The 26,679-nt window shown below is 40.9% G+C and carries 27 protein-coding genes and 4 pseudogenes; 5 read left to right on the top strand and 26 right to left on the bottom strand.

Going from position 1 to position 26,679, the window contains the following annotated elements; translation table 11 throughout:
- Positions 1 to 3: 3 nt before the first annotated feature.
- From CGC65_RS09145 to CGC65_RS09120, 6 genes are all read right to left on the bottom strand, one after another.
- Complete coding sequence (locus CGC65_RS09145) at positions 4 to 3,147, bottom strand: amino acid adenylation domain-containing protein (RefSeq protein WP_002565724.1); 3,144 nt, start codon at positions 3,145 to 3,147, stop codon at positions 4 to 6.
- A gap of 4 nt (positions 3,148 to 3,151) precedes the next feature.
- Entirely contained in the window at positions 3,152 to 3,916 is a 765-nt protein-coding gene (locus tag CGC65_RS09140; RefSeq protein ID WP_002565725.1) for a thioesterase II family protein, read from the bottom strand.
- A gap of 219 nt (positions 3,917 to 4,135) precedes the next feature.
- Positions 4,136 to 5,635, bottom strand: coding sequence for an ABC transporter ATP-binding protein (locus tag CGC65_RS09135; RefSeq protein ID WP_002565726.1), 1,500 nt, complete (start codon positions 5,633 to 5,635; stop codon positions 4,136 to 4,138).
- A 13-nt stretch (positions 5,636 to 5,648) separates the two neighbouring features.
- A complete protein-coding gene (locus CGC65_RS09130) occupies positions 5,649 to 6,374 on the bottom strand; it encodes an energy-coupling factor transporter transmembrane component T (protein ID WP_002565727.1) in 726 nt (241 codons plus the stop codon).
- Positions 6,374 to 6,961 (bottom strand): MptD family putative ECF transporter S component, encoded by a 588-nt coding sequence (locus CGC65_RS09125; RefSeq protein ID WP_002565728.1) that lies wholly within the window; start codon positions 6,959 to 6,961, stop codon positions 6,374 to 6,376. Before CGC65_RS09125 ends, CGC65_RS09130 begins: the two co-directional genes overlap by 1 nt.
- A 78-nt stretch (positions 6,962 to 7,039) precedes the next feature.
- A complete protein-coding gene (locus CGC65_RS09120) occupies positions 7,040 to 7,657 on the bottom strand; it encodes a TetR/AcrR family transcriptional regulator (RefSeq protein WP_002565729.1) in 618 nt (205 codons plus the stop codon).
- Between the two features lie 126 nt (positions 7,658 to 7,783).
- Between CGC65_RS09120 and CGC65_RS09115 the strand changes: the two genes are divergently transcribed.
- Together CGC65_RS09115 and CGC65_RS09110 are read left to right on the top strand one after the other, a co-directional pair.
- On the top strand, positions 7,784 to 9,538 hold the full coding sequence (locus CGC65_RS09115) for an ABC transporter ATP-binding protein (RefSeq protein WP_002565730.1): 1,755 nt from the start codon (positions 7,784 to 7,786) through the stop codon (positions 9,536 to 9,538).
- Positions 9,539 to 11,263 carry an ABC transporter ATP-binding protein gene (locus tag CGC65_RS09110; protein ID WP_002565731.1) on the top strand — a complete coding sequence of 575 codons (1,725 nt, stop codon included), beginning with the start codon at positions 9,539 to 9,541 and terminating at the stop codon, positions 11,261 to 11,263.
- 68 nt (positions 11,264 to 11,331) lie between these two features.
- On the opposite strand, the pseudogene CGC65_RS31540 reads toward CGC65_RS09110, so the two are convergent.
- The 3 genes and pseudogenes from CGC65_RS31540 to CGC65_RS32790 all read right to left on the bottom strand — a co-directional run.
- Positions 11,332 to 11,466, bottom strand: a pseudogene (locus tag CGC65_RS31540) (phage integrase SAM-like domain-containing protein); the annotation flags it as partial.
- A 186-nt stretch (positions 11,467 to 11,652) separates the two neighbouring features.
- The gene (locus CGC65_RS32795) at positions 11,653 to 11,979 is read right to left on the bottom strand and encodes a replication initiation factor domain-containing protein (RefSeq protein WP_002565732.1); all 327 of its coding nucleotides are present in this window, start codon (positions 11,977 to 11,979) and stop codon (positions 11,653 to 11,655) included.
- Between the two features lie 33 nt (positions 11,980 to 12,012).
- On the bottom strand, positions 12,013 to 12,255 hold the full coding sequence (locus tag CGC65_RS32790) for a hypothetical protein (protein WP_268742030.1): 243 nt from the start codon (positions 12,253 to 12,255) through the stop codon (positions 12,013 to 12,015).
- A gap of 470 nt (positions 12,256 to 12,725) precedes the next feature.
- Between CGC65_RS32790 and CGC65_RS32785 the strand changes: the two genes are divergently transcribed.
- Complete coding sequence (locus CGC65_RS32785) at positions 12,726 to 12,992, top strand: helix-turn-helix domain-containing protein (RefSeq protein ID WP_002565733.1); 267 nt, start codon at positions 12,726 to 12,728, stop codon at positions 12,990 to 12,992.
- A gap of 616 nt (positions 12,993 to 13,608) precedes the next feature.
- On the opposite strand, the gene CGC65_RS09090 is transcribed toward CGC65_RS32785, so the two are convergent.
- Entirely contained in the window at positions 13,609 to 14,550 is a 942-nt protein-coding gene (locus CGC65_RS09090) for a helix-turn-helix transcriptional regulator (RefSeq protein WP_002565734.1), read from the bottom strand.
- 94 nt (positions 14,551 to 14,644) lie between these two features.
- Between CGC65_RS09090 and CGC65_RS09085 the strand changes: the two genes are divergently transcribed.
- On the top strand, positions 14,645 to 15,064 hold the full coding sequence (locus CGC65_RS09085) for a pyridoxamine 5'-phosphate oxidase family protein (protein WP_002565735.1): 420 nt from the start codon (positions 14,645 to 14,647) through the stop codon (positions 15,062 to 15,064).
- Positions 15,065 to 15,161: 97 nt separating this feature from the next.
- On the opposite strand, the gene CGC65_RS09080 is transcribed toward CGC65_RS09085, so the two are convergent.
- From CGC65_RS09080 to CGC65_RS09040, 8 genes and pseudogenes are all read right to left on the bottom strand, one after another.
- The gene (locus CGC65_RS09080; RefSeq protein WP_002565736.1) at positions 15,162 to 15,344 is read right to left on the bottom strand and encodes a hypothetical protein; all 183 of its coding nucleotides are present in this window, start codon (positions 15,342 to 15,344) and stop codon (positions 15,162 to 15,164) included.
- Positions 15,341 to 15,580 carry an AbrB/MazE/SpoVT family DNA-binding domain-containing protein gene (locus CGC65_RS32435; protein ID WP_002565737.1) on the bottom strand — a complete coding sequence of 80 codons (240 nt, stop codon included), beginning with the start codon at positions 15,578 to 15,580 and terminating at the stop codon, positions 15,341 to 15,343. The genes CGC65_RS09080 and CGC65_RS32435 overlap by 4 nt, the downstream gene beginning before the upstream one ends.
- 457 nt (positions 15,581 to 16,037) lie before the next feature.
- A pseudogene (locus CGC65_RS32430) lies at positions 16,038 to 16,694 on the bottom strand (PLP-dependent transferase); the annotation flags it as partial.
- Positions 16,695 to 16,848: 154 nt separating this feature from the next.
- Positions 16,849 to 17,475 carry a DUF3885 domain-containing protein gene (locus CGC65_RS09065; RefSeq protein ID WP_002565739.1) on the bottom strand — a complete coding sequence of 209 codons (627 nt, stop codon included), beginning with the start codon at positions 17,473 to 17,475 and terminating at the stop codon, positions 16,849 to 16,851.
- Between the two features lie 169 nt (positions 17,476 to 17,644).
- Positions 17,645 to 17,833 carry a hypothetical protein gene (locus CGC65_RS09060; RefSeq protein ID WP_007036551.1) on the bottom strand — a complete coding sequence of 63 codons (189 nt, stop codon included), beginning with the start codon at positions 17,831 to 17,833 and terminating at the stop codon, positions 17,645 to 17,647.
- Positions 17,834 to 18,089: 256 nt separating this feature from the next.
- Positions 18,090 to 18,743, bottom strand: a pseudogene (locus CGC65_RS32425) (phosphoadenosine phosphosulfate reductase); the annotation flags it as partial.
- 382 nt (positions 18,744 to 19,125) lie between these two features.
- Positions 19,126 to 19,554, bottom strand: a complete 429-nt coding sequence (locus tag CGC65_RS09045) for a class B sortase (RefSeq protein ID WP_235622199.1) — start codon at positions 19,552 to 19,554, stop codon at positions 19,126 to 19,128.
- A 133-nt stretch (positions 19,555 to 19,687) separates the two neighbouring features.
- Complete coding sequence (locus CGC65_RS09040) at positions 19,688 to 19,972, bottom strand: HU family DNA-binding protein (protein ID WP_002565743.1); 285 nt, start codon at positions 19,970 to 19,972, stop codon at positions 19,688 to 19,690.
- 171 nt (positions 19,973 to 20,143) lie between these two features.
- On the opposite strand from CGC65_RS09040, the pseudogene CGC65_RS09035 reads away from it, so the two are divergent.
- Positions 20,144 to 21,324: pseudogene (locus CGC65_RS09035) on the top strand (ISL3 family transposase).
- Between the two features lie 329 nt (positions 21,325 to 21,653).
- Here CGC65_RS09035 and CGC65_RS09030 read toward each other — a convergent pair.
- The 8 genes from CGC65_RS09030 to CGC65_RS08995 all read right to left on the bottom strand — a co-directional run bounded on the left by CGC65_RS09030 (position 21,654) and on the right by CGC65_RS08995 (position 26,669).
- Positions 21,654 to 22,895 (bottom strand): IS256 family transposase, encoded by a 1,242-nt coding sequence (locus CGC65_RS09030; RefSeq protein WP_093979938.1) that lies wholly within the window; start codon positions 22,893 to 22,895, stop codon positions 21,654 to 21,656.
- Positions 22,896 to 23,182: 287 nt separating this feature from the next.
- Complete coding sequence (locus CGC65_RS09025) at positions 23,183 to 23,380, bottom strand: CsbD family protein (RefSeq protein WP_002565970.1); 198 nt, start codon at positions 23,378 to 23,380, stop codon at positions 23,183 to 23,185.
- Between the two features lie 254 nt (positions 23,381 to 23,634).
- The gene (locus CGC65_RS09020; RefSeq protein WP_002565968.1) at positions 23,635 to 24,000 is read right to left on the bottom strand and encodes a hypothetical protein; all 366 of its coding nucleotides are present in this window, start codon (positions 23,998 to 24,000) and stop codon (positions 23,635 to 23,637) included.
- A gap of 394 nt (positions 24,001 to 24,394) precedes the next feature.
- The gene (locus CGC65_RS09015; RefSeq protein ID WP_002565967.1) at positions 24,395 to 24,907 is read right to left on the bottom strand and encodes a ferritin; all 513 of its coding nucleotides are present in this window, start codon (positions 24,905 to 24,907) and stop codon (positions 24,395 to 24,397) included.
- Between the two features lie 46 nt (positions 24,908 to 24,953).
- Positions 24,954 to 25,193, bottom strand: coding sequence for a hypothetical protein (locus tag CGC65_RS09010; RefSeq protein ID WP_002565966.1), 240 nt, complete (start codon positions 25,191 to 25,193; stop codon positions 24,954 to 24,956).
- A gap of 145 nt (positions 25,194 to 25,338) precedes the next feature.
- Entirely contained in the window at positions 25,339 to 25,758 is a 420-nt protein-coding gene (locus CGC65_RS09005; protein WP_002565965.1) for a hypothetical protein, read from the bottom strand.
- Positions 25,759 to 25,799: 41 nt separating this feature from the next.
- Positions 25,800 to 26,222 carry a hypothetical protein gene (locus CGC65_RS09000; protein ID WP_002565964.1) on the bottom strand — a complete coding sequence of 141 codons (423 nt, stop codon included), beginning with the start codon at positions 26,220 to 26,222 and terminating at the stop codon, positions 25,800 to 25,802.
- A gap of 96 nt (positions 26,223 to 26,318) precedes the next feature.
- Positions 26,319 to 26,669: a cell division protein SepF gene (locus CGC65_RS08995; protein ID WP_002565963.1), complete on the bottom strand. Its 351-nt coding sequence runs from the start codon at positions 26,667 to 26,669 to the stop codon at positions 26,319 to 26,321.
- Positions 26,670 to 26,679 lie beyond the last annotated feature (10 nt).

Genomic DNA, 26,679 nt, shown 5'->3' with positions numbered 1-26,679 from the left:
GTTTTATATCTCGCCTTCAACCATACCTTCATTCTCCGCAAGCCTGGCCTGAAGCAGATCCGCAACAGACTTGAGAGATGGCGTGCTAAAGATATCCTTTAATGGTATATCCACAGAGTATTTCTTCTTGATTTCCGCCAGAAACCGAGTTGCTGATAGACTATCTCCGCCCGATTCAAAAAAGCTCTGGCTCCTATCAAATATTTTGCAACTCAGAATGTTTGTCCAAAGCTCTGCAATATCAGCTTCAATTCCCTGAAGTATGATACTCTCCTTTTCCGCTGTTTGCTTTACAGCCAATAACGCTAATGTCTGCTGTCTATCCACCTTTCCATTTTTGCTCAACACTACTTGCTTTACAATCATGCGTTTAGTCGGAATCATGTAGGCCGTCAGATTTTCATTCATGTATTCTAATATACGAGATCTCATTTCTATTACTTCTGGTGTTACGTTTTTAGCGTGGATTAACAGAGCTCCCAATCTTCCTCTTCTGTTTATTGCAACCTCTCCAAAAGGAGCCTGTCCATAAATATTTTTCCAATCATCCAATAATAGTAAAGGCGTATGCTCTCGTCTTCCCCGCTTTCTATTAACAAATCCATTCTCCAGCAAACCAGAAATAAGAATACCCATGGGGTCTAACTCCTCATACTCGATTGCATAAAAGTCCCCTTCCCTCTTCAGCAGAAGCGCTGCCCACTCCACTTCCTTTAAAGGTTCCTCATAGGTATGCAATAGATTTACCGCCAAAACAATATCATATTTATTCAGTTCCGATTCTTCCACACCCTCATTGTATGTACTGCAATAGCGGATATTTGCATTCATTCCTCCCAGTTTTTCCTGTGCCAACTTCAATATTCCCGCTGAAGTATCAAATAACGTTATCTCCTCTGCCTGGCAGAATCCGTCCCAGTATTGCTTTATAATTTCTCCTGTTCTTGCACCCAAAACTGCGATTTTCCTGTTACTTATATCGCCTGCCAGTATCTTGTCTAAAAAGTACTTCGTATCTTCCCCCTTTAAAGACCAGAACTCTGGTGAAACCTCCTCCCTCCGAAGCAGCTCCTCCACACGTTGCTCCCCCGTGAGTATCTCCGCAAAAAGATTCCTTGCATTCATAACCTTTTGCAATGGTTCCATTTCCTCTCTGGCGTAAAATATATCTGCTGAATATTCCATATGGCATTCAAGCCAGCCCTCCCAAAATTCTATAATCGGCCTATACTCTGCTGATACCCTTGATTGCATATGACAGAATTCAAGAATCAACTGCCTGACAACTCTTTCACGTTCCTTCATATGGAAATCCGAATATTTGTTGTTATCCTCACAACAAGTAATATGTACATTGACAGCAGCATTTATTTTCGGAACAATCACAGCTCCTAATTCCTTTTTTCCTTTCTCATCAACCACACCTACCACTACATTAGAAACGTCCGGAGAACGCTTAATAACATTTTCTACTTCTCCCAATTCGATTCGGTAGCCATTAATCTTAACCTGATTGTCGATTCTACCCAGAAATTCTACAATCCCTGCAGAATTATACCGGACCAAATCGCCGGTTTTATACCACCTTACCCCATCTATTGCAACAAACTTCGCATCTGTTAATTCAGGGTCATTTAAGTAGCCTTCTGCCACACCGTCCCCGCCAATCCACAGTTCCCCATTTACATAATCCGGACAATCATATCCATTACCATCAACAACTCTCAGATACTGATTGCTTAGTGGTTCACCATATGGTATTGACTTCCAGCTGCTGTCAATACCGTCCACAACAAAATAATTAGACCATATGGCCGCTTCCGTTGCTCCTCCCAGAGAAACAAACTTACAGCATTCACTGATTGCTTTCAGCCTGTCATATAAATCCATCTTAATCCAATCTCCGGATAATAAAACCAGTTGAAGCGGCAGCATTTGTTTATCAGTTTCACAGGTGGTTAATAACATATCAAACAGTGCCGGAACCGAGTTCCAAACATTTACGCCCGCATCAATAATTGCTTTTCTCCAAAATACAGGCTCCCTTTTTGTTTCCTCACTCAACACCACCAAGGTTCCCCCAGCTGATAACAATCCAAAAATATCATAAACAGATAAATCAAAATCCAAGTCTGAAATAGCGATCCCAGTATGATTCCTACCTATATTAAATCGTTGATTTATATCGGCTATTGTATTATGGGCCTCACTATGGGAGATAACCACACCTTTAGGTATACCAGTTGTACCCGATGTAAAAATAATATAAGCCGGTTGGTTCGTTTCGGGAAAGCCAGGTTCTTTTGCCGGTAACGCTTTCTGAAGAACCGCTTCAAGGCAGATCACAGATACTCCTAAATCTTCTTCTGACCTCATTTCATTGCTTGTTACGATATACCTTATTCTTCCAGTATCTATAATTTTCTTTTTTCTTTCTACAGGCTGGTGAACGCCAATAGGCACATATGTTGCTCCTGCCGCCAAAATACCATAAACGGCAATAACCTGATTAATGCCTTTGGGTATACTTACACCGACCAGCGTTCCGCTTTTTACATCATTTTCCTTTAAATATCCAGCTAACTTTAAAATCATATCCTGTAAGCAGGAATAACTAATTTCTTCTTTATTTCCATTCTTGTAATATATAAGTGCTGCTTTCCCAGGCGCATTTGCCGCATTTTCAAAAAATCCATGATGTAGGCATTCATCTGAAAATGTTTTTTTCGTCCTATTCCTGTTCTTCCTGACAGCCATCTGATTTCTCGGAATTTGGTGGACCATTGGAGCATTATCAGCTAAATCTGCCCACTCCAAAATAATTTCCTCAGTAAAAGCACTCAAGCCTTCCATCATATCACATTCCAACTGCTCACACTCAATGCACAGAACAGCCTTATCATTGTTGCACATTACACTGCACACGTAATCATTGATAACTATGGTATCTTTATCCTTAGACCTGTCGATTACCTCACTAATCAAATCATTCAGCGTCACATATTCTATTGCTGTTTCATTTGCAAACCAACGATAATATATTTCCACTGCGATTCCCTTTAGCAGTACATTAACCGATACCTTCCGTTCCTCTGCAATTGTTCTTAACGTGTCCATCCCTTTTATAATCGAAATGTTTTCCTTCATAGGCTTAATCCTCCCGTTTATTAATTGCTTCCTGTATCACAATATCCCTATACTTATTGCCTAAATCTGTAACAAAGAAATGGGAACCCTCGAACAAATTCAACTGAAAGATATTGGTTGTCATATGTTTCCACAAATTCATTATCTCTGCATTTGCCTCGTAATCCTGGCTTCCAGTATGCGCTACTATCGGTATATCCAACACTTCTCCATGATAAACCAGACTTTCATTTAATATATAATCCTGACGCAGACCCGGAAGAATAAAATTCAGCAGCTCTTTATTTTCTAGCACTTCCTTTGGTGTGGCATTATACCGAACTAACTCCTCAATTAAAGCATCATCATTCATATAGGTCTTAAATTCATAGGGATTTTCCTGATCCGGAGCCTGACGCCCGGCAACAATTATTTTTTCACATTTTCTGTCTAATTGATTCCACAAATAATGTGCCGTATAAAACGCCATTGCTGCCCCCATACTGTGCCCATACAGGACAATTTTTCTGCCGCAGCTAACATCAGCAATTTGCAATGACAGTTCCGGCAGAATCTCATTAAAATCAACAGCCATTCTTTCAGTCCGCCTGGTTCCCTTTCCAGGCAGCTCGACACACATAATGATCACTGAATCATTAGATTTCAAAGTCCACGGCCGATATGTTGTCGCCGTTCCTCCTGCATGATGAAAGCAAAACAAGATAGTCCCCTTATTACTGTCAGCTACATTTTCGGACACAAATGGAAAATACCGATTTTTTATGGTCATACGTTTCCTCCCAAAATAACTTTTTAACAAATTTATAAAATAATTGCCGCAGACTTTTTGATAAATCGACATTGTCATCTATTATAAAAAGTACTGCGGCCTGAATCATTATATTAACTTACAGCTTACTCTTACATTTTCTTTATCCGAAATAAGTTCTCTTTAGTCCTTATGACATATAACATTTCTCTCAGCTCACTTCAAAGTACTCATTCGTTTTTATATAGCCATTGCTGAACTACCCTTTTCGTGGGAGAAAAATTCCTGTAAAAGTCTTACAGCCTCGTTATCCATAGGCCGATGCCATAATATACGGCCATGCTCAATAAACATAAGATGTGTACAGCATTTGTATATCAGTTCAGGATCATGCGTTATCAGAAACAACGTTTTTTTCATTTCTTTTAGCTGTATTAATTTTTCTGAAACCTCAAGCATATGTCTATAATCCAACCCGCTGGTGGGTTCATCAAATATGATTATTTCTTTTCCAGATGCAACCGCACTGCCAATAGCAACTCGCTGCTTCTCTCCACCGGATAATGACATTGGGTGCAGTTTCAGTTTATCCGACAAATCAAGCCCGGCCAAAATTTCTTGTGCCCGAACCTTGTCCTCTTCCTCATTTTCTCCATCCATACTCAGCAAAAGTTCATCAAGAACATCTTCTGTAAAAAGCTGGTGATTTACATCCTGCATTACCATATAGGAAATATGCCGGCGCTTCTTCGCATTAAGGGCATTGCCATTTAATTTCAAAGTGCCCTTTGAAGATTTATCTAATCCGCATAGACATCTGGCAAAAGAGGATTTACCAGCTCCATTGTCACCAATGATTCCAATGATTTCTCCCTGCGGCAATGTTAAATCCGGTATGTTTACAATCGGATATCCCCGTTTTTCATATGAAAACCAAAAATTATCAATCTGCAGGCTTTTTTCATTTGCTTCAGGGGTTTTTTCAGGCATCAAGTCAAATGGATTTAATGCACGTAATCCCATTTTCTTTAACTCTTTTGGGTCTAGTCCCAAAAATTCCTCTCTTGTATATTCATTACATATCTCTCCGCGCTTCATATATATGATTCGGTCCGCATATGGAGCCAGGTAATAAAGGCGGTGTTCGGCAACAATTACTGTTTTATTTTCAGATTGCCATTGGCGAATTACTTCTGTTAAATCTTTTATCGAAGAAATATCCAAATTAGAGGACGGTTCATCCAAAACAAAAGTATTCGGGCAGATAGCATCTGCCGATGCACAGGCTATCTTCTGCTTTTCTCCACCAGATAAAGCAAACAGGCTCCGTCCAAGCAGATTTTCTAATTTAAGGCATTTTGTTGTATTCTCAAGCCTTGCCAGCATTTCCTGCACCGGCAACCCCATATTTTCGCATCCAAACACAATCTCGCTTGTCGTATCTACATTGTAGAACTGTGTTCTCGGGTTTTGAAATACAGAGCCAACCATGGGAGCAATCTGATATAGCTGATAATCCTTTACCTCTTTCCCATCCAAATAAATCTGTCCCGTTAACTGTCCATTATAATAATGTGGAATCAATCCGTTAATCAGGCGTGTCAAAGTTGTTTTACCGCAACCAGATTCACCACACAGTAAAACAGTCTCTCCATCTTTGATTTTCAAATTAATATTACGCAGGCTATTCTCTGATTCTCCGCTTTCATAGGTAAAGGACACATCTTTTATTTCTATCATTTCACTTCCCCTTCTACCATTTAATAATAAATAAGGTGACAAACAGCATAACGCCTGAAATTACTACCGCAATGGCATCGTAACAGGTAAATCCAACTCTCGTTATACTTGACCGATCCGCTGGATTATCCAACCCACGGGTTAATGCTGCTGCAGACAGTTCATCACCAATCTTTACAACCGAAATCATAAGCGGTATGAAACGATATTCAAGCAGTGCCATTGGATTCTGCCAAAATTTTTTCGTACCAAACTGGATTTCCCTCATTCTCATAGCGTCTTTAATAGCTGCTGACTCTTCCTGCATGGTAGGTAAAAAGCGAAATAATACAGAAAGAGGAATGGTAATATTCCTACCGATATGCATTCTGCTCAGTGATGTAATACACTCACTGGCAGTAGTAGACTTAATTATGTAATTTCCCATTGCAAAAGCAGGAAAAAGCCTTAAAACCAATCCCACCAATAAAACTACAACCATATTGACAACCATATGAAAACGAATTGAGTTTTGGATTTCCTTAACCACCAAAGCAGCTACAAACAGAACTATAAAAATGGTTGCTGCCTTATACTGCCTGTTTGTAAGTAATAGAATAAAAGGTATCAAAGCCACTGCAAGCATAAAAGCAGTATGGCCGTATAAAAACTCGGCGGTAGCTACAACGGCCATCAGCAGTAATTTTGTCCGTGGGTCTAAATGGAATCCTTTCGTCTCTGTAACAGCAAGCATGTGCATCAAACAATACCCGCCCTCTCAAAGTGCTTCTTCAGCATTTTATGACCGAGCAAAGCACCGCAAATCCCGCCGACAAACAAAATCAAAAATCCTGCATACATCATCCATGATGGCATCATAGATTGTAATGTTTCTGCGTACTGGTCCCCCATGGAGCTGTGAATATTTTCCCAGTAGGACTGACCGGCAATCCAAAGATTCGCAGGGCATCCCATCATCCCAAGACAAAAACACGCATAGCTTAGGAAGGTAACTTTAAAGCTTTTATACTGGCCGGCCTTTAACACAATATCAGCAAGAATTCCGCCCAGTGTCCACCCCACCAGCCCAATCCATGTATAGCCTATAAGAAAGAAAAACAGACCGCAGATGACACCTGTAATTGTCAGCATCCCAAATTTTTGGATTTTTGTGTAGTACAGCATCATAGGAATGCCACATACAAACGGCCAGATAAACAGGAGGAATGGATATATTACAGGCAGTGAGGTCAGTAATCCGAAAACAAAAAATATTACAAGAGTCATGGCAGTATAAATTCCTACATTGATAAGATCTTTTCCATTTAGTTTATTAGATTTTTGCATTTTAATCGTCCTTTCGTTATGACTAATTTCATGTTTTATAGTTAGATGCAGCTAACCGTCAGGGAAATTTTTTGGGGATTAAATCCCCAAAACAGTTTGCCAGCCCGAGCTGAAAAATACCGATAGCGTATGGGCATACTTCAATGCAGCTGGCTTTGGATAATTGTGCATAACAATTTCCGCAATTGAAGCATAGTAAGAATGGACCAACATATGCCACTCGTCCTCATCTAAATCATTGACAGGTACACCGCGTGCTTTTAATTCTGCAATGAGTTTTATTGTCTCCTGCACATCTGCGCGTACCAAGTCGTCTAAAAAGCCTGCATACTTTGTTCCTGACGAGTACATCAGAAGCAGCCTGAATACATCAAAATTCTCATAAATATATTCAATTATCTGGATAATCGTGCTTTCTGACAGCCTCCACAAATTCTTAAGCTCATCTGTTTTTACTAAATCAAAATGCTTATCTATTGATTCTGAATATATCTTTTGGATTGTCTGAACAACTGATTCCACTAAAGAACCAAATAAAGCTTCCTTATCAGCAAAATGATTGTAAAAGGCACCATTGGTTACATTTGCGTCTTTACAGATTTCCCTAATACTGGCTCTTTCAAAGCCAAATTCTAAGAAGTGTTTCTTTGCACAGGCCAAAAGCTTTTCATGAGTTTGCTGGAAATCCCTTGACATTTCCTCCCCTCCATTCTATACTATATTACACTGTAATATTACGCTGTAATATAGATTTTACCACCCTTTTCCTAAAAAATCAATACCCATTTACCAATTCTGATTAGCAGAAAGGAAGATGTTTATATGAAATCAAAAGAACCGGGGGCAATCCGACAGCTTTTTATGTTTGTTGGCAGTAGCAAGGGGAAAATGAAATTTTCCATTCTTATGGCCGTTTTAGGGGAACTATTTGGTATGGTTCCATTCCTTATGCTGGCTATGTTGGCAGATTCACTCTATTTCGGAACAGCTACTACTAAAGATACGGTGATATTGGCGGGAATCGCGGCACTTTGCCAGTGCATTAAGACATTCCTTATATGGAGGTCGTCCCTTCTGTCCCACCGTATTTCCTTTACTATTTTACAAAATATACGTGAAAAAATTGCCGATAAAATGGCGAAGGTTCCCATGGGCGTCATGTTGGAAACCCCTTCCGGCAGTTTTAAAAACTTAATTGTAGATAATGTAGCAAAGCTAGAGGATTCTATGGCCCATTTTATGCCTGAACTTCCGTCCCACATTACAGCACCGCTATGCAGTATTCTATTAATCTTTATTTTGGATTGGCGTATGGGGCTGGCCTCTTTAATTACTGTCCCGTTGGGAGGTTTGTTTTTCGCTGCCATGATGCGCGGATATGCCTCCCGTATGGAAAACTATATGTGTTCTGCGAATGAAATGAACAGTTCTCTTGTGGAATATGTAAATGGTATTCAGGTCATTAAAGCTTTTAACCGGTCCAGCTCGTCCTATGGTCAATACTCAAAAGCTGTCAATTACTTCCACGACTGCACCATGGAATGGTGGAGCGAGTGCTGGCTATGGAATGCGGCCGCTCGCGCAGTCCTTCCCTCCACCTTACTTGGCACGCTTCCTATCGGTGCTTTGCTTTTTATGAATGGTTCGATTACTTTACCGGTTCTGATGATATGTCTTATTGTCCCCCTTGGCTTTACAGGGCCGCTGATGAAAGTATCGGAAGCCATGGAGCAGGTGAGTATGATCAAAGGAAACCTTGAACAAGTTACTGCCTTCTTAAAAACTCCTGAACTGCAGCGGCCTGCGGACCCGGTTACTCTCACAGAACCGACATTTGAATTTAGTCACGTTTGCTTTGGTTATAACAAAAGTGAAGTGCTGCACGATATCTCATTTAAGACGTCACCGAAATCAATGACAGCGATTGTCGGCCCATCCGGATCTGGTAAATCTACCATAGCCAAATTAATGGCGGGGTTTTGGGATGCCACCTCCGGGACTGTGCTTTTTGGTTCACAGGATATTCGCAACATCCCCTTTGAGCAGCTGATGGGAGAAATCAGTTATGTTGCACAGGATAACTTTCTTTTTGATAAAACCATCCGTGATAATATCCGCATGGGAAATCCAGCCGCAACGGACGAACAAATAGAAACCGTTGCAAAAGCTGCAAACTGCCATGATTTTATCATGCAATTAGAAAAAGGCTACGACACTATGGCCGGAGATGCCGGAGACCGCCTATCTGGTGGAGAACGCCAACGTATCACCATAGCGCGTGCCATGCTAAAAAAAGCTTCCGTGGTTATTCTTGATGAAGCAACTGCCTATGCAGACCCGGAAAATGAAGCACTGATACAAGAAGCAATCAGTAAGTTAATTTCCGGGAAAACCCTAATTGTTGTTGCACATCGTCTGAATACAATCCGCAATGCCGATCAAATCCTTGTTGTAGCTGATGGGAAAATAGCCGGATGCGGAACGCAAAATGAACTGTTAGAGAACTGCCCTCTTTATAAGGAAATGTGGGAGAATTATTCAGATGCGGTAACTTCCAAAACGAAAGGAGAATCTTAGATGTTTGAAATGATTTCTCGTATTTATCAAATCGCCGGCTCCAGCAGAAAAAAAATAACAGTTGGAATACTGTGCAATATTTTAAAATCCTTTTTTCAAAGCTTTATGATGCTCAGTGTATTTTTAATCATGTTGAACCTTGATACACTGACCTCCTCAATAATTTTAAAAGCTGTAATTATCATTCTTATTAGTATTCTTGGACGTTTCTTTTTCCAATGGATGAGTGACCGTACCATGAGCGGAACCGGTTATGATATTTTCCGTGATTACCGTTTAGAAATTGGTGAGCGATTAAAACAAGCACCTATGGGTTATTTTTCAGAGCAGAACCTTGGAACCATCCAAACAATTTTAACCACTACCATAGCGGATCTGGAAGGTTACTCAATGATGGCTATCGAACAGATGACCAGTGGTGTTGCCATGGCATTCCTTATGTCTTTCATGATGTTCTTTTTTAATCCAATAATAGGGACACTAAGTATGATAGGCTTAGTAATTGGCCTGACAGTATTACGCCTGGTCAGACAGCGGGCCGCAGAACATTCGCCAATTTATCAGGCTGCCCAGGAAAATCTGGTTAATAAATGTTTAGAGTACATACGTGGGATTGCTGTTCTCCGTTCATTTTCAAACGGCAAAAGCGGCCAGCAAGAGGTACACACCGCATTTCAAAAGAAATGGGACGCTGATTATTCGCAGGAAAAGGCAACCGCAGGTGTTCTCCGGCTATATGGCCTTGTCTATAAATTGATGAGCTGCGTCTTAATCGCTATTGCTGGTATCTTATACATGGACGGAAAAATTTCCCTACCATTCTGTATGACATTTTTGTTTTGTGCATTCACCGTTTATTCTGATTTGGAAACTATGGGAAACAGTGCATTCTTGAGCAAGAAAATAAATACCGAATTAGACCGTTTGGAGGAAGTGACAAATATTCCCCAGATGGACACCACTACAGATAAACTCCATCCTTCCAATTATGAGATTTCATTAAAAGATGTATCATTTGGCTATGGTTCCCGCAGAATTATTGACCACATTTCCTTAAACATACCAGAACATACTACATGTGCGATTGTAGGTCCGTCAGGAAGCGGTAAAACGACATTATGTAACTTAATCGCTCGTTTCTGGGACGTTCAGGAAGGCTCTGTGTGTATTGGCGGCCAAAATGTGAAAGACTATACCGCTGACAGTGTGCTTGACTGTATCAGTATGGTTTTCCAAAAGGTTTATCTATTCCATGACACAATCGAAAATAATATTAAGTTTGGGAAGCCTGATGCGTCACTTGAAGAAGTAATGGAGGCAGCAAAAAGAGCCTGCTGTCATGACTTTATTATGGCTTTGCCGGATGGATATCAGACTATAATTGGCGAAAGCGGATCTACATTATCTGGCGGCGAAAAACAAAGAATCTCCATTGCACGGGCAATTTTAAAAGACGCACCCATTGTCATTTTAGATGAAGCGACCTCCAGTGTTGACCCTGAAAATGAACAGGCTCTTTTATCTGCGATTGAGGAGCTGACTAAAAATAAGACTTTAATTTCCATAGCCCACCGATTGAGTACTGTACAAAAAGCTGACCAGATTATTGTGATTGATAATGGGCAAGTCAAGCAAAAGGGCACCCATGAGCAGCTCAGTAAAAAGGACGGAATTTACCGGAATTTCCTTAAATTCTGTGTAGAAGCCACCGGATGGCAATTATAACTATTACTCTTCCAATCTCTGTATCAGTCAAGACCACCAGCTAAGCCGGTGGTCTTGACTCCCATCTAGAAATCAAAGGGGTTCTTCCTCACATAATCATCTTGTATGGCTATGTAGAATGACGCTTTTAACGAGCGTTTATGGTTGTTAATGGTATTGTAGGAATTGTGTTGTTTGGGTATATACAGTTTCAAGACTTCCACAGCCCCTAAAAAGCGTTCCCAAAACCGACACGTTTTTCATCTACTCTTATTTCTTTCATTTTTATTTGGCACAACAAAGCGTATATTATCAGCCAGCAAACCGAAAGCCAGTTCTCCAAGTTCCACCTGTCTATCCTTAAATGTCATGGATGTCATGGCAAAGTCATGAGCCTTATCATCACGCAGTTACATTTCTGTCCTTTTCCAACTGCCGACTTCATCAAGCGTCTTGTTGTATTTTAAACAAACTTCCTTGTCTTTGTCATAAAAACGGTAGAACAATCCCGACTTTCCAGCACCGATATAACCCGTCTTTGCGGTATCAAAATCATCAAACTTGCTTTCGTCAAAGTGATAGCCCTCACTGTTTGCTATAAATTCCTCTTTTTCGCATTTCTTCTTTATCTGCTCTAAGGTAAAGAATGGTTTTTCGTTCTTATCATCTATGGCAACATCAAGCCTTGTAAAATGAAAGTTATACAGCCCGTATCTTCTTTCACAGCGTCTGAACATATCTCCAAAAGTTAAATTTCTGCTGTCGAGGATTTAAAAAATATCATCACACCCTTTGTCCGTCATCACAAGATAACAGCCAAGTCCTTTTGTATTGTCCTCTATCTTTTTTGCATCGCCCGATACATAAATATCTCCAATCTCCCGGCGTGTCTGATATGTCTTGAATTTTACGGTTGCTGGATAAACATTGAAAATGTCAGGCAGTAAATCTAAAATGTGTGTGATTACATCTTCAGCGGTTGCAGTTTCAAATACAATGCTGATGTAATCAATCTTAACGGATAAATTTTCGTGTGTTACGATACTGCATTACGCCTTTCGTACTTCCTGATTTTTTACGGGGGATAAATTGCAAATTTTCCTTTATCTATCACAGTTTCTAGGTACTATAACATGTATACGCAGGGCAGTGTTACATATACGTCCTTGCCCAACGCCTACGGCGTTCCCTTTCCAAAAGGAACTGTCTGTCCGAAACACGTCTGGAGGATGTGCCCCGTCCAGCCAGCCCCTTTTGGAAACCACGATTTTCAGTCTGACAGTCCATGCTCATTTATGCTATCAAAGTGAAAATATCTTCTCTAAATGCTTACTCAGTCGTGTGATTGACCTCATTGTTTTCAATCGCTCTATCTGCTATGATAATAACGCCAATAGAATTACTTTTTAAGAACTTTTTCTTGAATTTTCAATATTAATAATCATCATAAGCTTATAAAGCAATTGAAAGGAGAAGATGTTCTATGAATGATAAGCATTTTGGACCAAATATACAGACGTTCAGGAAACTAAAAGGGATGAAGCAGCAAGAACTTGCCGATGCTATCGGTATCAACCTACAAAGTCTTTCCAAGATTGAAAGAGGTGTGTATTATCCTACCTTTGAAACACTGGAAAAGATAATGGTTGTGTTAGAAGTTGCACCGAATGAAATGCTGTCAGGTACATGGAAATTTGCTTCTCATATAGAGAAAGAAGTCTGTCAGAGGGGAAGAACGATTAAGTGCTGAATTGAAACACGGTCATTATGAAACTTCTTTGACAGCGAGGAAGAATGGCTGGAATACGAATTAGAACAGTTAAGGGAATATGTCACAGATTATATCAATGGCAAAGACATCACAGCGTCCAACCTTTACCCAATCAAAGAGTTTGTCAAGCATTTGAAATTTCAGAAGATTTTAGACCGCTATGATGAGTTTTACAGCCTTGATATGTTCGGGGAAAGCACAGAGGGACACAAGCGCATGCCCCCGTATGTTCCATTCGCCAAACGCAAGGTTATTGTAAATATGAATATTTTGATGTTCAAGATGAATATCCTTTATCCTCTCACAGAAGATACAACAAACAAAAAGTCCGATCAAGAGTGCAAGCACCACCTACGTTGGTAAGACTCTTGACAGGACTTTTTCTTTGCTGTTTTGAGATAATCAAGAGGAATAAAGGGGAATTTTATTGCCATGAGAATAATGTGAAAGTCAAAGTTGCCATGAAATTCATTGATAATCAGACAAAGACAACATAGGTATCACAGTTTGAACTTGTGCTATATAAGGATAGCAACTGGAAGATTGTAAAATAAATTCATAAGCATACAAACACATAAAATTATATGCCTTATTTTTATAGATTATCGTAATATTGGTACAATTCTTTTGCTCGTTTCGATACAAGTTTTTTTAAATGCTCTGGATAAATAGACTTAATCAATTTTCCATATGAAAGGAAATAATCAGCAATAAATCTTTCTTCCCCTACGTTGTAAAATCCTTTTATTTTATATTGTCCATCATATTTGACTAATTCCATTGAGGGATAATTTTCTTTATAAAATAAATCCACTCCTTTATCTAATATTTGAACTTCAAAATCTGTAGCATTTTCAGACTTAAATATATTTGTCGAACGATTTAGAAGTTCTTGCCTTGGCTTCGGTATATAGCACTCACTTTCTGAAATATCGATAATTTTATCACAACGGAAAACTTGAACTCTTTGCCTGTCATAATTAAAACCTGTAACATACCATTGTCCAAAAGATGAAGATATATTAAAAAACTGCACTTGTACTTCTGATACGAATTCGCCTTTTTTATAAGAGATACAGCACACCGTATCTTTTACTGCCATTTCTAAAATATCTTTTAGTAAAGGGCTACTATTATAATGCTTAGTCCCCTCAAGGCTTAATGTATGTTCCATCTTATTAATAGTTTTAATAAGTTCATCAGACAAGCAAGTTTCAAACTTTTTCTTTAACTTTTCAATACTTAAATGAAAAGGAGTCGATTCATAGGCGTTTAAAGTTAGCATAGCAAAATACAAAGCATACATTTCATCAACAGTAAAAATAATTGGTGAAAGAAGTCTATTTTTCAAAATCCCATAACGTCCATTTCTTCCAGTTTCCGAAAATATGGGCATACCGATTTCTTCTAAAGATTGTATATCTCGAATTGCTGTACTTTTAGATATTCCGTACTCTTGCATAATATCTTTCAAGTTAAAATAACTTTTATCATTTAAAAAAATCATCATGTCATTCAATCGTGTTGATTTACGCATTTGTTTAAACCTCCTTATTTCGCTAAATGATGTCATGTTCTGATACCTTTTTATATTATACTATTTACGTATCAATAATAAAAGGAGGATTTCTATGGATACACTAAAAGAATTTCAAAAAATGATGGCAGAACAGACTGACCTTGCATTGGCAACAATCGGAACAGACGGCATTCCAAATGTTAGAGTTGTCAATTATTATTTCAATCCAGAAAATAATATTGTATACTTTGCAACATTTAAAAATAACGATAAAGTAAAAGAAATGAAACAAAATCAAAATGTTGCCTTTACAACAATTCCCAAAAAAGAAAACGAGCATATAAAAGTGAGGGGAACTGCTATAAAGAGTAAAAAAAATATTTTTGATTTGGCAGATTGTTTTTGCGAGAAGATACCTGATTATCGAGAAACAATAGAATATGGTGGGAAATCACTGATAGTATTTGAAATACACTTTGAAACAGCAACCGTTACTTTAGATTTATCGAATAGTAAAACTCTCAAGTTGTAAATAATTCACAACAAATTTATTAATTATAGGATATATTTATAGCAGTAGCTCACTAAGGAGAGATACTGCTATAGTTTTAAGAAAAAGGTAGTTTTTATTATGGGAAGATATTAGTTTTAGAATTTGTCTTACTAAATACCCGCTTCATTTCGTCCACGTTCTGCTCACAGATCAGCCCATGATTGGGATAGGACACCGCTTTTACATACGCCTGAAAGGGAATGCCGTTTGCGTTTAAAGCGGCAGAGCTCAGGACATTGGTATCAATCAACCCCCTCATTCGTTCTCATCCTCATTTCTCAATTCTTTCACAAACTCCATGACATCATCATCGGAGGTTAAGCCAGCGCGTTCCGCTTCTCCGGCTATCTCCTTTTGAAGCACCTGCATAGCGTAGACAGCAGAATTAACTATGCGGACGGTGTTTCCCTCAACGATAAACGTAATGCGATCACCACTTGCCACGCCGAGTACTTCCCGAATATCTTTGGGAATTGTGACCTGCCCCTTTGCCATGACTTTTGCATTGTCTACAAACGTATTTGCTAATATGATTTTACACCACCTTTCTGAAACATGGAAAGTAGGATTTTCCCTACTCTTATTATATGCAAAAGACGCAGAAAAATCGAGGGAAAATCCTGGAAATAGCGTAGATTGAAAGGCTGCCATTTTTGAATTTTTGAAAACTTGATTAAAATGCCCTTGACAACTCATCTCCGGTGGGCTGTGCCCGATAAAGAAGTATATGACCCTTTAAGCACCGAGAAAAAATCCTCTGAAATGATAGTGGAACCCCCAGACCGGCGTAGGGAAAAAGAACACGCCCGCATTAGTAAAAAAGATTGGGATACTACCTATTATGTTGTCCGGCTGCATTTCAGTGAAACCAGAAAGGTACAACGGCAAATATTTCCCGATAATTTCCCAGCTCAAGCCTGACTCCCTTTTACCTCAATTTCATTCACATCACTTATTTTAATGAAGCAAACCTATTCTCTAAGTCTGCAATAATATCATCAATATGCTCTGTGCCGATGGACAGGCGGATTGTATTCTGCTTAATGCCCTGTTCCAACAATTCTTCCGGGAAGAGTTGGGAATGGGTGATACTGGCAGGGTGGATTACGAGGCTCTTTACATCGGCTACATTGCAAGCAGGGAGAAAATTTATAGATTGTCCATAAACCTCCAGGATTTCTCCTGGCCACCCTTAATCTAAAAGGTGAAGATACTGGCTCCTCCATTTGGGAAATACTTTGTGTACAATGCGTGATTAGGATGAGCCGGCAGGCTGAGATGATTGACTTTTTCCACCTGTGGATGATGGTCTAGATAGTCCATCATTTTCTTTGTATTTTCTGCGTGACGTTCCAGGCGTAGAGAAAGGCGGTTCCATGCCCTACAAAAACAGAAATGCGTTGAAGTGGGAAAGAGTTGCACCTTTATCGCGAAGAAGAATGGCATGGATATAGGTGACAAAGGCCGCCGGGGCTGCCGCTTCCACAAACGAGTCCCCATGATAGCTAGGAGTGTTTTTTTCGATAGGAGTTGTTTTACCACTGGCTTTCCAGCCGAAATTACCGGAATTCACAATAATACCGCCCAGGGTAATTCCATGGCCGCTGATCTTCCCAAAACTGCCCCGTAGGATGTCGTTGAATAACTTCAGATTCCACCCCTTCTTCGTGTCCACTCCAAGGTTGAATACCCGCTCGCCTCTCTGTAGAATCCAGCTATAGCGAAAAAAGTCGGCCATCACTGATAAATTTCTGTCAGGGTGGTTAGTCTTCTGAAGCAAACAGGCGATCAATCTGCTCCAGATCATACTCTAAAATCCAGCTATGAAATTGGCGGTAGAGAGGCAGCAGCAGTTCCTGTGAACTGCCCAGCACATCCAGCCCCCGGTCATCGTACAGATGGTAGAGGTAGGGACCAGGGCCTGCCAGATAAACATTAGACGTAAAGCCGGACCAACCGCCGATGTCTCCCAGGATAATTTCCCGAATAAGCTGTTCTGGACAGAACAAAACACGCCTAAGGTCCCAATAAAAGCGAATCTGCCTATGGGCATCGCCATCTTCATCCAATCCTACGGATGCTTCCTGCTCCTGGGGGACAGGAAGCCCGGACATCTTCCGAACCATAGTCAGTACAGACTCATCTGTTTCTTTTTCGGGATATCCATCGATCCGTAGGATATCTGGTGGATTCGGAAGGCTCCGGTAAATCGCAGCCGCCCGATCCAGCGCACCCTGAACATAGTCAGAATTGATTTTTCCATCTAAGTATATCGTCTCTTCCCCACCTATTCTGAACCGGATTCCCACTGGCGCATGGTAAAACAGTGGGTGTTCCAGTCGCTCCATGCCCAGTTGACACAGGACACTTTTAAACTTCTTTGCCAACATGATTTTCCTCCATTAGTCCCGAAAAGATGTCTTCTCCAAAGGTTATTCCTTCTTGCTTCCTTTTTCCAAAGCGGTATATGCATCCCTGTCGTCCAGCCTGGCCGTGATGTCCTTCCACCAACATTTTCCTTGCTTAGTTCTTATGGGGCGCGGCCCATCAAGTCATCCCTTACAACGGGGTATGCTCCTCCTGCACCAGCTCCAAATAAGAGCGGGGCGTTTCCAATCCACTCACCACCGCCTGGACTGGTAGCTCCCAGCCCAGGACGATTCCAACTGCCGGTTCCGTAGGTTCCTGCTCTTGCAGAGTTGACAGCAGCTCAACCGCCAGTTCTACCTCCAGCAGAACACAATCCAATATCTCCTCGCTCTTGGGAGCCGGGAAGCGGCCATCAATGTCCTGCCCTCTCTCGCGCTAGCCCAGCTGGTCATATATACCGCGCCATATCAGCTTCCTAATGATTAAATCAGTCACTCCTGATGTCAATCTCTCTGAGTTGTTCACAAAGATTCTGTTCTTTCCCCATATCATCTGAACATACCATAGATTCACTCTACTAACCGGTCTTGATTTAAAAGAGATCATATAAATTATTGTAGTCATAATCAAATCAATAATTCGCGCACCACACATCGGAGTTTGACCAGTCGTATAAAGTTGAAGCACACCATACATCTTTGAATTGCTTGGAAATCCAGCCCTCATTATGATACCTATATTTTTTATTAACAAATCCGCTGTACCGCTGCAGAGGCTCATCCGCTCGCATACCAAGCAGGCAGACCGTCCTGCCATACCCATGCTCCTCCTTGTAGAATCGGCCAAAATGCTTTGCAAAATCTCTCTGATGCATCCTGTAGCGATAGTAGGCAAACGGCTTCGTCAGATTAATGACATAGGAATACTTTGGTATCTGACGCACCCATATATCCTGCTTTGTATCATCCCAAGGATACCAATACATTTCGTAACTACTCAGCGCTGTCCGTGTTACCATAGGAAGTCAGACCCAGTAAAGCTCTATGCCGTATTCGTTTTCCAGGCGCTTAAAAGTGCGGGTAATATAGTCCGTAGTCACGGTATACTGCGCCTCAAAATCCTGATGGAATACGCCAATCACACGATCTGAAGCATGATTATTCCAGTAATACAGCAGCAAATTCAAAAGAACATCGCTATCCTTGCTGCCGCTGAATGAGATATAAATGCTTTTAAATTCCTGGAACAAAAACGCAAATCTCTTCCGCAATGCATCGAATAATCTCAATGTATTTTTTCATACCCCTAATAAACTCCTTATTTTTCAAGTGAAAATTTACAATCGCATCTGTTTGATAGCTGGATATCCTTCTAATTTCCCCAGATATAGCCCTCACTTGCAAATATATCAATCAACATTTCCGGGCCACCACAACAAACCGCCCATTTTCCGCGTGATAGCTACATGTCACCAAAGTCAGAAGCGTGTCCCCATACTTTGCTGTTTCCCCCGTATCATACAAAGAGGCCGCCGTCACGTTGTCCACGTACTCGGAGAACAAAACTGGATCGCTCAGATCTTGATAGGCATAAAAGCGGAACACGTCCGTTTCATCCTGGTAATACACTCTGGAATAGAACACCCCGATAACGGTATACGTGCCATTATCTTATAGAGTATCGAAGGTAATGGTGGGGTGTTCCTTCCAAAAATCTGCTTTTACATAGTTCAGTAGAGTATGAAACATGGTACCGTTTTTCATGTTATGACCGTAGATAAGATAGTTCTTTCCTCCATCAATGTAGTTTCCATCCAAGAAGGGAACACCGCTGACAGAGCTACTTTTGTCGAAAGCCCGATGCAGATAGTATTCCGGCTCTTCAGGCGTATACATCACCGGATAGTCCAACTTTGTTCCGGCAATTTTCACCCAGCCAAACAGATTGCCGTTTTCTTCTTTCAGAACCGCATATGGTGAGGAAGCGTGTGTGTCCTCTGTTACAAGTTCTATAGTTGTGGTTGGTTTTGGGCGCTTTCGTTCTTCTTCCACACGGGTAGTTAAAGTTGTAAATACCACTTGTGATTTCTCCAGTCCCAATAGTGAATGCCCCAGCATGAACAGAGACACGACCAGCATTACACAACTGGACAGTCCCCCCAGCGTCACATACCACGGATGCTTATTACGTCCCCTAGAGCGTCCCCACCTAGGACGTGCGGAGCCCATTGAGTCAAGCCCCCGCTTCATTGGACTTTCCTTTCAGGCTTTTGTTTGCCTTGAATACTGGGGATTTCTTGGCAGCCATATTGATGAATCCTCTTGTTCGAGGATCAAATCCCTTTTGGGCTGGATATTCCCGCACGGTAAGTCTCCCCAGCCCCGTAAGATGGACAAACACGCCAGCGTCCAGAGTATCTCCCAGCACCTCACATAAAACATCCAGTAACTTCGTTGTTTCCTCCCGTCCATTTCCAATTCTTTGGGCGATTTGTATCGCAAGTTTCTTCTTAATCATAGGCGTTCTCCTTTTCTTCTGCATAAAAGATGGGTTCTATACTGAATGTTGGGGTGTGCTGAAAAGCACACTTCCAACATTCTTTTCGTTGTAATAAAATACATCTATAAGAAGCCTCCTAAACGCATTATCCCGACCAAAGTTTAATGTTACGGAGGTGACCCCTTATAGATGTACCCTAATTATACCAAGGCTTTCCTTAACTTGGAAGGTGTTTTTATTAAAAAAGTGGTTCAGGCAGACTCTTTCATTAAAATTTTCATCCAGTCCCAACCGGTAGAACAGACTTGTCCCTGCTGTGGGGCTAAAACAAAACGGATTCATGATTACCGTTTACAAGAAGTCCAGGACATTCCCTTACTGGGAAAACAAGTAATCCTGCTCCTTCGCAAACGCCGCTACCTCTGCCCATACTGCCGCAAACGGTTCACGGAACCCTATTCGTTCCTCCCCAGCTACCACCGCAGGACCCGCAGGCTGGCATTTTACATTGTCTCCCTGCTCCGGCAGACCTTTTCCTTAAAACAGATCGCAGAGCTTACCGGTGTTTCCGTCCAGACGGTTTGCCGCCTTCTGGACACGATTTGCTATCCTCCGCCTGGCCAGCTTCCACAAGCGCTTTCCATTGACGAATTCAAAGGCAATGCTTCTACCGGTAAATATCAGTGCATTCTGGTTGATCCGAAAAAGCGCCGGATCCTCGACATTCTCCCGGATCGGACCCAGAGCCATCTGGCTGATTATTGGCGGAACATTCCCAGGAAAGAACGCCTCAAGGTAAAGTTCTTCGTCTGAGATATGTGGCGCCCCTACACCGAACTTGCACAGACCTTCTTTCCAAACGCTACAATCATCGTGGATAAATATCATTTCATCCGGCAGATGACATGGGCGATTGAAAATGTACGCAAACGGCTGCAGCGGTCCATGCCGGTTTCTCTGCGTAAGTATTATAAACGCAGCCGGAAACTCATTCTGACCCGCTATAAAAAGCTGAAAGATGAGAACAAACAGGCCTGTGATTTAATGCTTCACTATAGCGAGGAGCTGCGTCTGGCACACCGCATGAAAGAGTGGTTTTATGATATCTGCCAGATGGAAGCGTATCGTCAGCAGCAGAGGGAATTTGATGACTGGATTGCGAATGCACAGAGCTGTGGGATCAAGGAATTTGAGGCCTGTGCTAAGACCTACAGGGCCTGGCGAAAAGAAATACTGAATGCCTTTAAATACGGGTTGACAAATGGTCCCACAGAAGGATTTACAACAAGATAAAGGTATTAAAACGGAGCAGCTACGGAATCCGGAATTTCAAACGGTTCCGAACCCGGATACTTCACTGTACATCATAGGATAAAAAGGTCGGTAATGCGGAGGCTTATTTAGCATGCCCAAAATCAGTAAAACCTGGAACTGAACATAAAAAGGGCCCTTTTCATAGAATTGGGGCGGGATTTTAACAAATCCCACCCCAACTATTGACAAAGAGCCAGAAAAAAGACAACCGCCTCCTATTAGGAGAGTGTGTGAAGAAATCTCTGTAAAAGCAGCTCTTCTATGATAATGGCAGGGCTGAAAGCTTCTCTATGAGCGTTCAGCCCTTGGTTTATATATACCGCACAATACTGCATATGTCAAGACCAGGCGGATTCCCGCCTGGTTTGAACGGTCCTGGATTCTCTTACATCGGCAGTCGGCCCTCATACATGAGGCTCAGTTCCCCATATACCTGGCCCCAGTTCCGGATTGGCATCGTCCACTTCTTTGTTGCTTCAAATGTTGACAAGTAAAGAGCTTTTAAAAGGGCTGTATCGCTTGGAAACACGCTCCTCTGACGATTCAGCTTCCGGTATGTGGCGTTCAGGCTTTCGATTGCGTTCGTGGTATATATAACCTTGCGTACAGTCGTTGAAAACTTAAAGATGGGGACGATCGCGTCCCAGTTCTGGTGCCAGCTTTTCATGGAATTCGGGTACTTTTCTGACCATTTTTTTGTGCCCCGCTCCAAGGCTTCTAATGCCTTCTCTTCTGTTGGCGCCTGGTAAATCGTTTTGAGATCTGCCGCAAAGAGCTTACGGTCCTTGTCTGATACGTATTTTAACGTATTCCGCACCTGATGGACAATGCACCTCTGGTATTCCGTCTTTGGAAAGGCAGCGGCTATCGCTTCCTTTATCCCTGTCAGTCCATCGGCACAGAGGAGCAGGATGTCTTTTACTCCACGGTTTTTTAAACCGTTCAGAACGGAAAGCCAGTACTTGGCACTCTCATTTTCGCCAACCTCGATGGTCAGAACCTCTTTTAAACCATCTGAATTAATCCCCAGTACAACATAGGCCGCCAGCTTACGGATCACGCCGTTATCCCGTACAGAATAGTGGATTGCATCGATATAAAGCACCGGATAGACATCGGAAAGGGGGCGGTTCTGCCAGTCTTCAATCTGGGGCAGAAGCTTATCCGTCACATCCGAAATGAAGCCTTCGGAGGCCTCGAAGCCGTAGATATCCTCCAGTGTTTCCGAGATCTGCCGTGTTGTCATCCCTTTAGTGTACATGGATATGATCTTCTGATCGATATCAGAGATATCTTTCTGGCGTTTCTTTACCACCTGTGGTTCAAAGGTGGAGTTACGGTCCTGTGGGACTTCGACTTTCATGCTTCCATAGCTGCTATTCACCTGTTTGGTTTTATAGCCATTGCGATAGTCATCGCAATCGGAACGTTCTGACTTGCGATAGCCAAGATGCTCGTCCATCTCGGATTCCATCATCTCTTTGATGGTACCGCCCAGTAGATCTTTGAGGGCATCCTGAATGTCCTGGGCAGATTCAATCTCATACTCCTCAAGAAGCTGCCGGATGATGTTTCGCTTTCCATCCGTCATTTGCACTTTGTGTACAGATTTCTTTTCTCTTGCCATAATAAAAAGGCCTCCTATGATTTTTATTTTATCATAGAAGACCTTATAAATCTTTAATTACAGAAAAACTTTCACAGACTCTATTAGGAGGCTAGTTGTCTACAGTCTGAGAATATTTTCCTCATTCTTTTTTCCAGCCATCCTTTCTAAATATCTTCAAAAACTCATTCAACTATTCCAATTGATTGCACCGATAATGTTTTGCAATAAAAAGATATTTTCTCTTTTATCTCATACTCTTTCTTCCCCTAATTGTTTCTATTCTTCATCTTTTACTTTCGTTTTTTTCACTTTTTATCAAGTTTCTCTGTTGCTTTTTCCGATACTTCTTCAATGATATCTGTAACATCCGCAATCGCCTTTTTTGTTTTTCCCACGCCCTGCTCAAGCCAGCCCTCAGCTTTAGTCACAGTATCTCCGGTGAGATCCCCGACAATCTTCTTAGTTTTTCCTTTCAACTGATCTGTAAGACCTTTATCCACCATATTTTATCCCCCCTTTCCTTATATTTTAACATCGTTAAACATTAATAATATCCTTTACTTCAAGCTATCACCAATGCACTCAATTGAAACAGCCAAATAGCTTCAGAAAAACTCATTATCCTGAGAGAAGCACTGTTCATTTTCAACACTAATCGCTTTTTTCTTTCACATCAGTCTGCCACATATACCTTAATACATTGTTCCCAGTAATATTCCCTACAATCTCTTTTATCTGCTCATTTAATTCATCATAATCAGTCCTCCACTTCTTCCAGGCGGACACCACCATACTCCCAAAGTTCCTTTCTTAATTCATCCATATCCAATTCTCCTTTCTGCCACTGCTCATAATAGGACAAAACATAATTAATAAATTCTGGCATCCGTTTGGTGTAGGATTTGTTCCAGTAATGGTCCATTAAAACTTTCAAAGGCAAAGTTAATAACAGAAGCATAGCAGTATTGATCGCTTCCTCCATCGCCTCTTGCCTCATGTGATCCAGTTCATCCTCAACTCTTTCATGAACCATATGATTGAGCTGTTCCCTCGTCAGATTATATGTAGCTTTCTTTTCTTTCCTCTCATTTTTCGCATTTCGCCGTCTCTCTGCACGCCCCATTTTTCCTTCTCCTAAACTGTATAAAACTATTGAGCAACGACCTAATGATTGAATCAGCCACTCCTGATGTCCCACTCTCCAAGTTGTTCATAAAACTTGTTTGGGATGATTCTGGGCTCTCCCTCTTACTACCCTCGCAATGCAAAAATTTCCCTCTTTCTCTGAATCAATCATTTCTATATCTAGCGGGCTTTCCCATGAAATTATTTCTTCCTCCATATCTAAAGGCAACTTTTTGGACCACAGCCCACAGTAAACAATAGAATTAAAACTATTATCTTAAAAATGAATAGTACAATGTTCCGTATTTTGGCTTATATCTAGCAAGGACAACTTGTTTCTTTCACGGCAGAATAGTCCTATAACAAGCTCGTTGTGTTCCCGAATATGATTTTTATAGTACCAGTGAAGGAGCCCTATATACTCGTCCAGCTAACTCACTGTTCAACATGTACAGACTACGTGGATCACTTCCATACAGTTCCATTTTAGTAATCTGTTCTGACGAACTTTTTTCTTCCTCTCCCTGTTCTTTAATAAACCAATTCAAGAATTGCATAGTGCGAAAATCATTCACTTTCTGAGCCTCTAAGTAGATTTCATTAATTAATTCTGTTACATATTTTTCGTGCTCCAGACTAAATTTTAACGGATCTATCAAAGTTACAAATATTTTTTCTGATTTTCCAATCGTCCCCAATGCAACATCCATATCATTATTATGAAGATATTTATACACCAGCATAGCATGGTCCTGTTCCTCGCGCGCCTGTATTTGATACCAGTTTGCAAATCCATCCAATCCCTTCTTCGTGTAAAAATTTGCAATATCTAAATACAAATATGCAGAATAGAATTCCTGATTAATCTGATTATTAAGTAAATCTGCAATTTTTTTGTTCATCATAAATTCCTCCTAGTCTATTTATCATAAATTTGCTTATATATTAGTATTATTCCTCAACAAGAACATGTAATTTCCCCCCAACCTGCCGACACTGTTCGATTGCTTTGGTGATACCTTGAAATAAAATGATATACTCATCCGCTAACTCATGAGAATCTTCCTGATTCACAAACTCTCTTTCTGCCTGGAGCTGTAGCTCGCTTAAGAAATCGCTCAGTTTTACAACTTCCAGGTAGATATCTGAAATCTGTTTTCTTGCATTTTTTGCTCTTTTGTTTGGTTTCATTACAATTCTTCCTATTTTGTTGTCTATTAAAAAACACTTTACACTTGGCTTCTAGCTACTTCTCTACCATACTCATCATGCGCATTAATTCCAGTGCACTTCTAAAATGTACTGTAATCCCTTTTGTAAGTTTCCCTCTCACACTTCACTGCAAACTGGCATTCTGCCTGTATTTCACCCAAATCACAAGCAGTTCTTTAGCATTTGCTACCCGTTCGTAAGCAATCCCTCCTCCACCAACCTCACCATCTGCTTTCATGTTTTGCTCAGGAGGGTCTGAATAGGATTCCCTATACTGTTTCTCCATTTCCCTGCTAAAAAAACGGAGTTCTGTTGTCGCTCTCGGGGTATTCAGCCAATTGCATATTTGATCTATTTTTAATACCATATCTCCAATCCCGTTGAACGGAATATTCTCCTTGAAATTATGATTATAAATATCTCCATACACGCCATGCGCCGACACTCCATGGATGCAGAGCAGAACAATAGCCGCTCTGTCAAACTTATCTAAATCTTTCATCTTCAGCGTTTCTAATCTATCCCGCAATATTCTTTCTCCCATCCCTTCGTTCCTCTCACTTACCCGACTTAACAGTCTTCTTATCATCCCTTATAGGTTATATCTGACGCTCCAAACAGCAATCCTGTAATCTCTTTACTTAACTGTTTCTCCAACTGCTCTTTACTCGATACGGTGATCATACTCCCCATGTTTTTCACATTCTTGTGTTCCTCTCCAAAAAAGAAGACTTTTGTATGATTGGGATCTTTTGTAATGGTATTGACAAATTCGTCATATTTTTGTTCACAAAAAACATCCGCTACCACAACCAAATCGAATCCGCCTGGCATAAATTTCATTCCGCGAAAGATAACATCCACATTTTTCGTTAATGTAATCCCCAGATTACACTTTGTTTTACCCCTAAAAGCATATAAAAAATTTCTGCAATCCCATAAAAGCTTATTGCTATATGCCAATACGGCTATGTTTATCTTCACTTCACCTGTTGCCTTAAACTGCATTCTTATTTCTCCCTAAATCGCCCAGTTCCCAGCGTCTCTCTCCTTTCAGTTCTTTTGGAAGAAGAGTTCTCTTTCCCTTGCTATCAGATTGTGTTTTTACCTTTCAAATATCCCCACATCCTCTGGGGATATCGCATAAATATGTTCGGATATCTTTAAGATATTTCCATTTTGGCTGTATATCGCCCCTGATAGAAAATCCACAATCCTCTCCTCATTTTTTCCTTCTGCCTGCTCCAAGGATAGAATCACTGCATCTCCATCTAAAAATCGTTCGCATATCTCCTGGACATCATCCATCGTCCTCGGCTTATAGGTTACTATATTCAGCAGGAAATTGCCTTCGTTCTCTTCCATTCTATTTCCAAAAAGTCCCGCTCTCTCTTCCCTGTCATCGGCATCCTCATAATGCCACAGGTTCAAACGATCCATTATCTCGCTCAGCATGTTTTCAGAC

The organism is Enterocloster bolteae (assembly GCF_002234575.2).
Taxonomy (GTDB): domain Bacteria; phylum Bacillota; class Clostridia; order Lachnospirales; family Lachnospiraceae; genus Enterocloster; species Enterocloster bolteae.
This window is presented reverse-complemented; position numbering and strand designations above follow the sequence as displayed.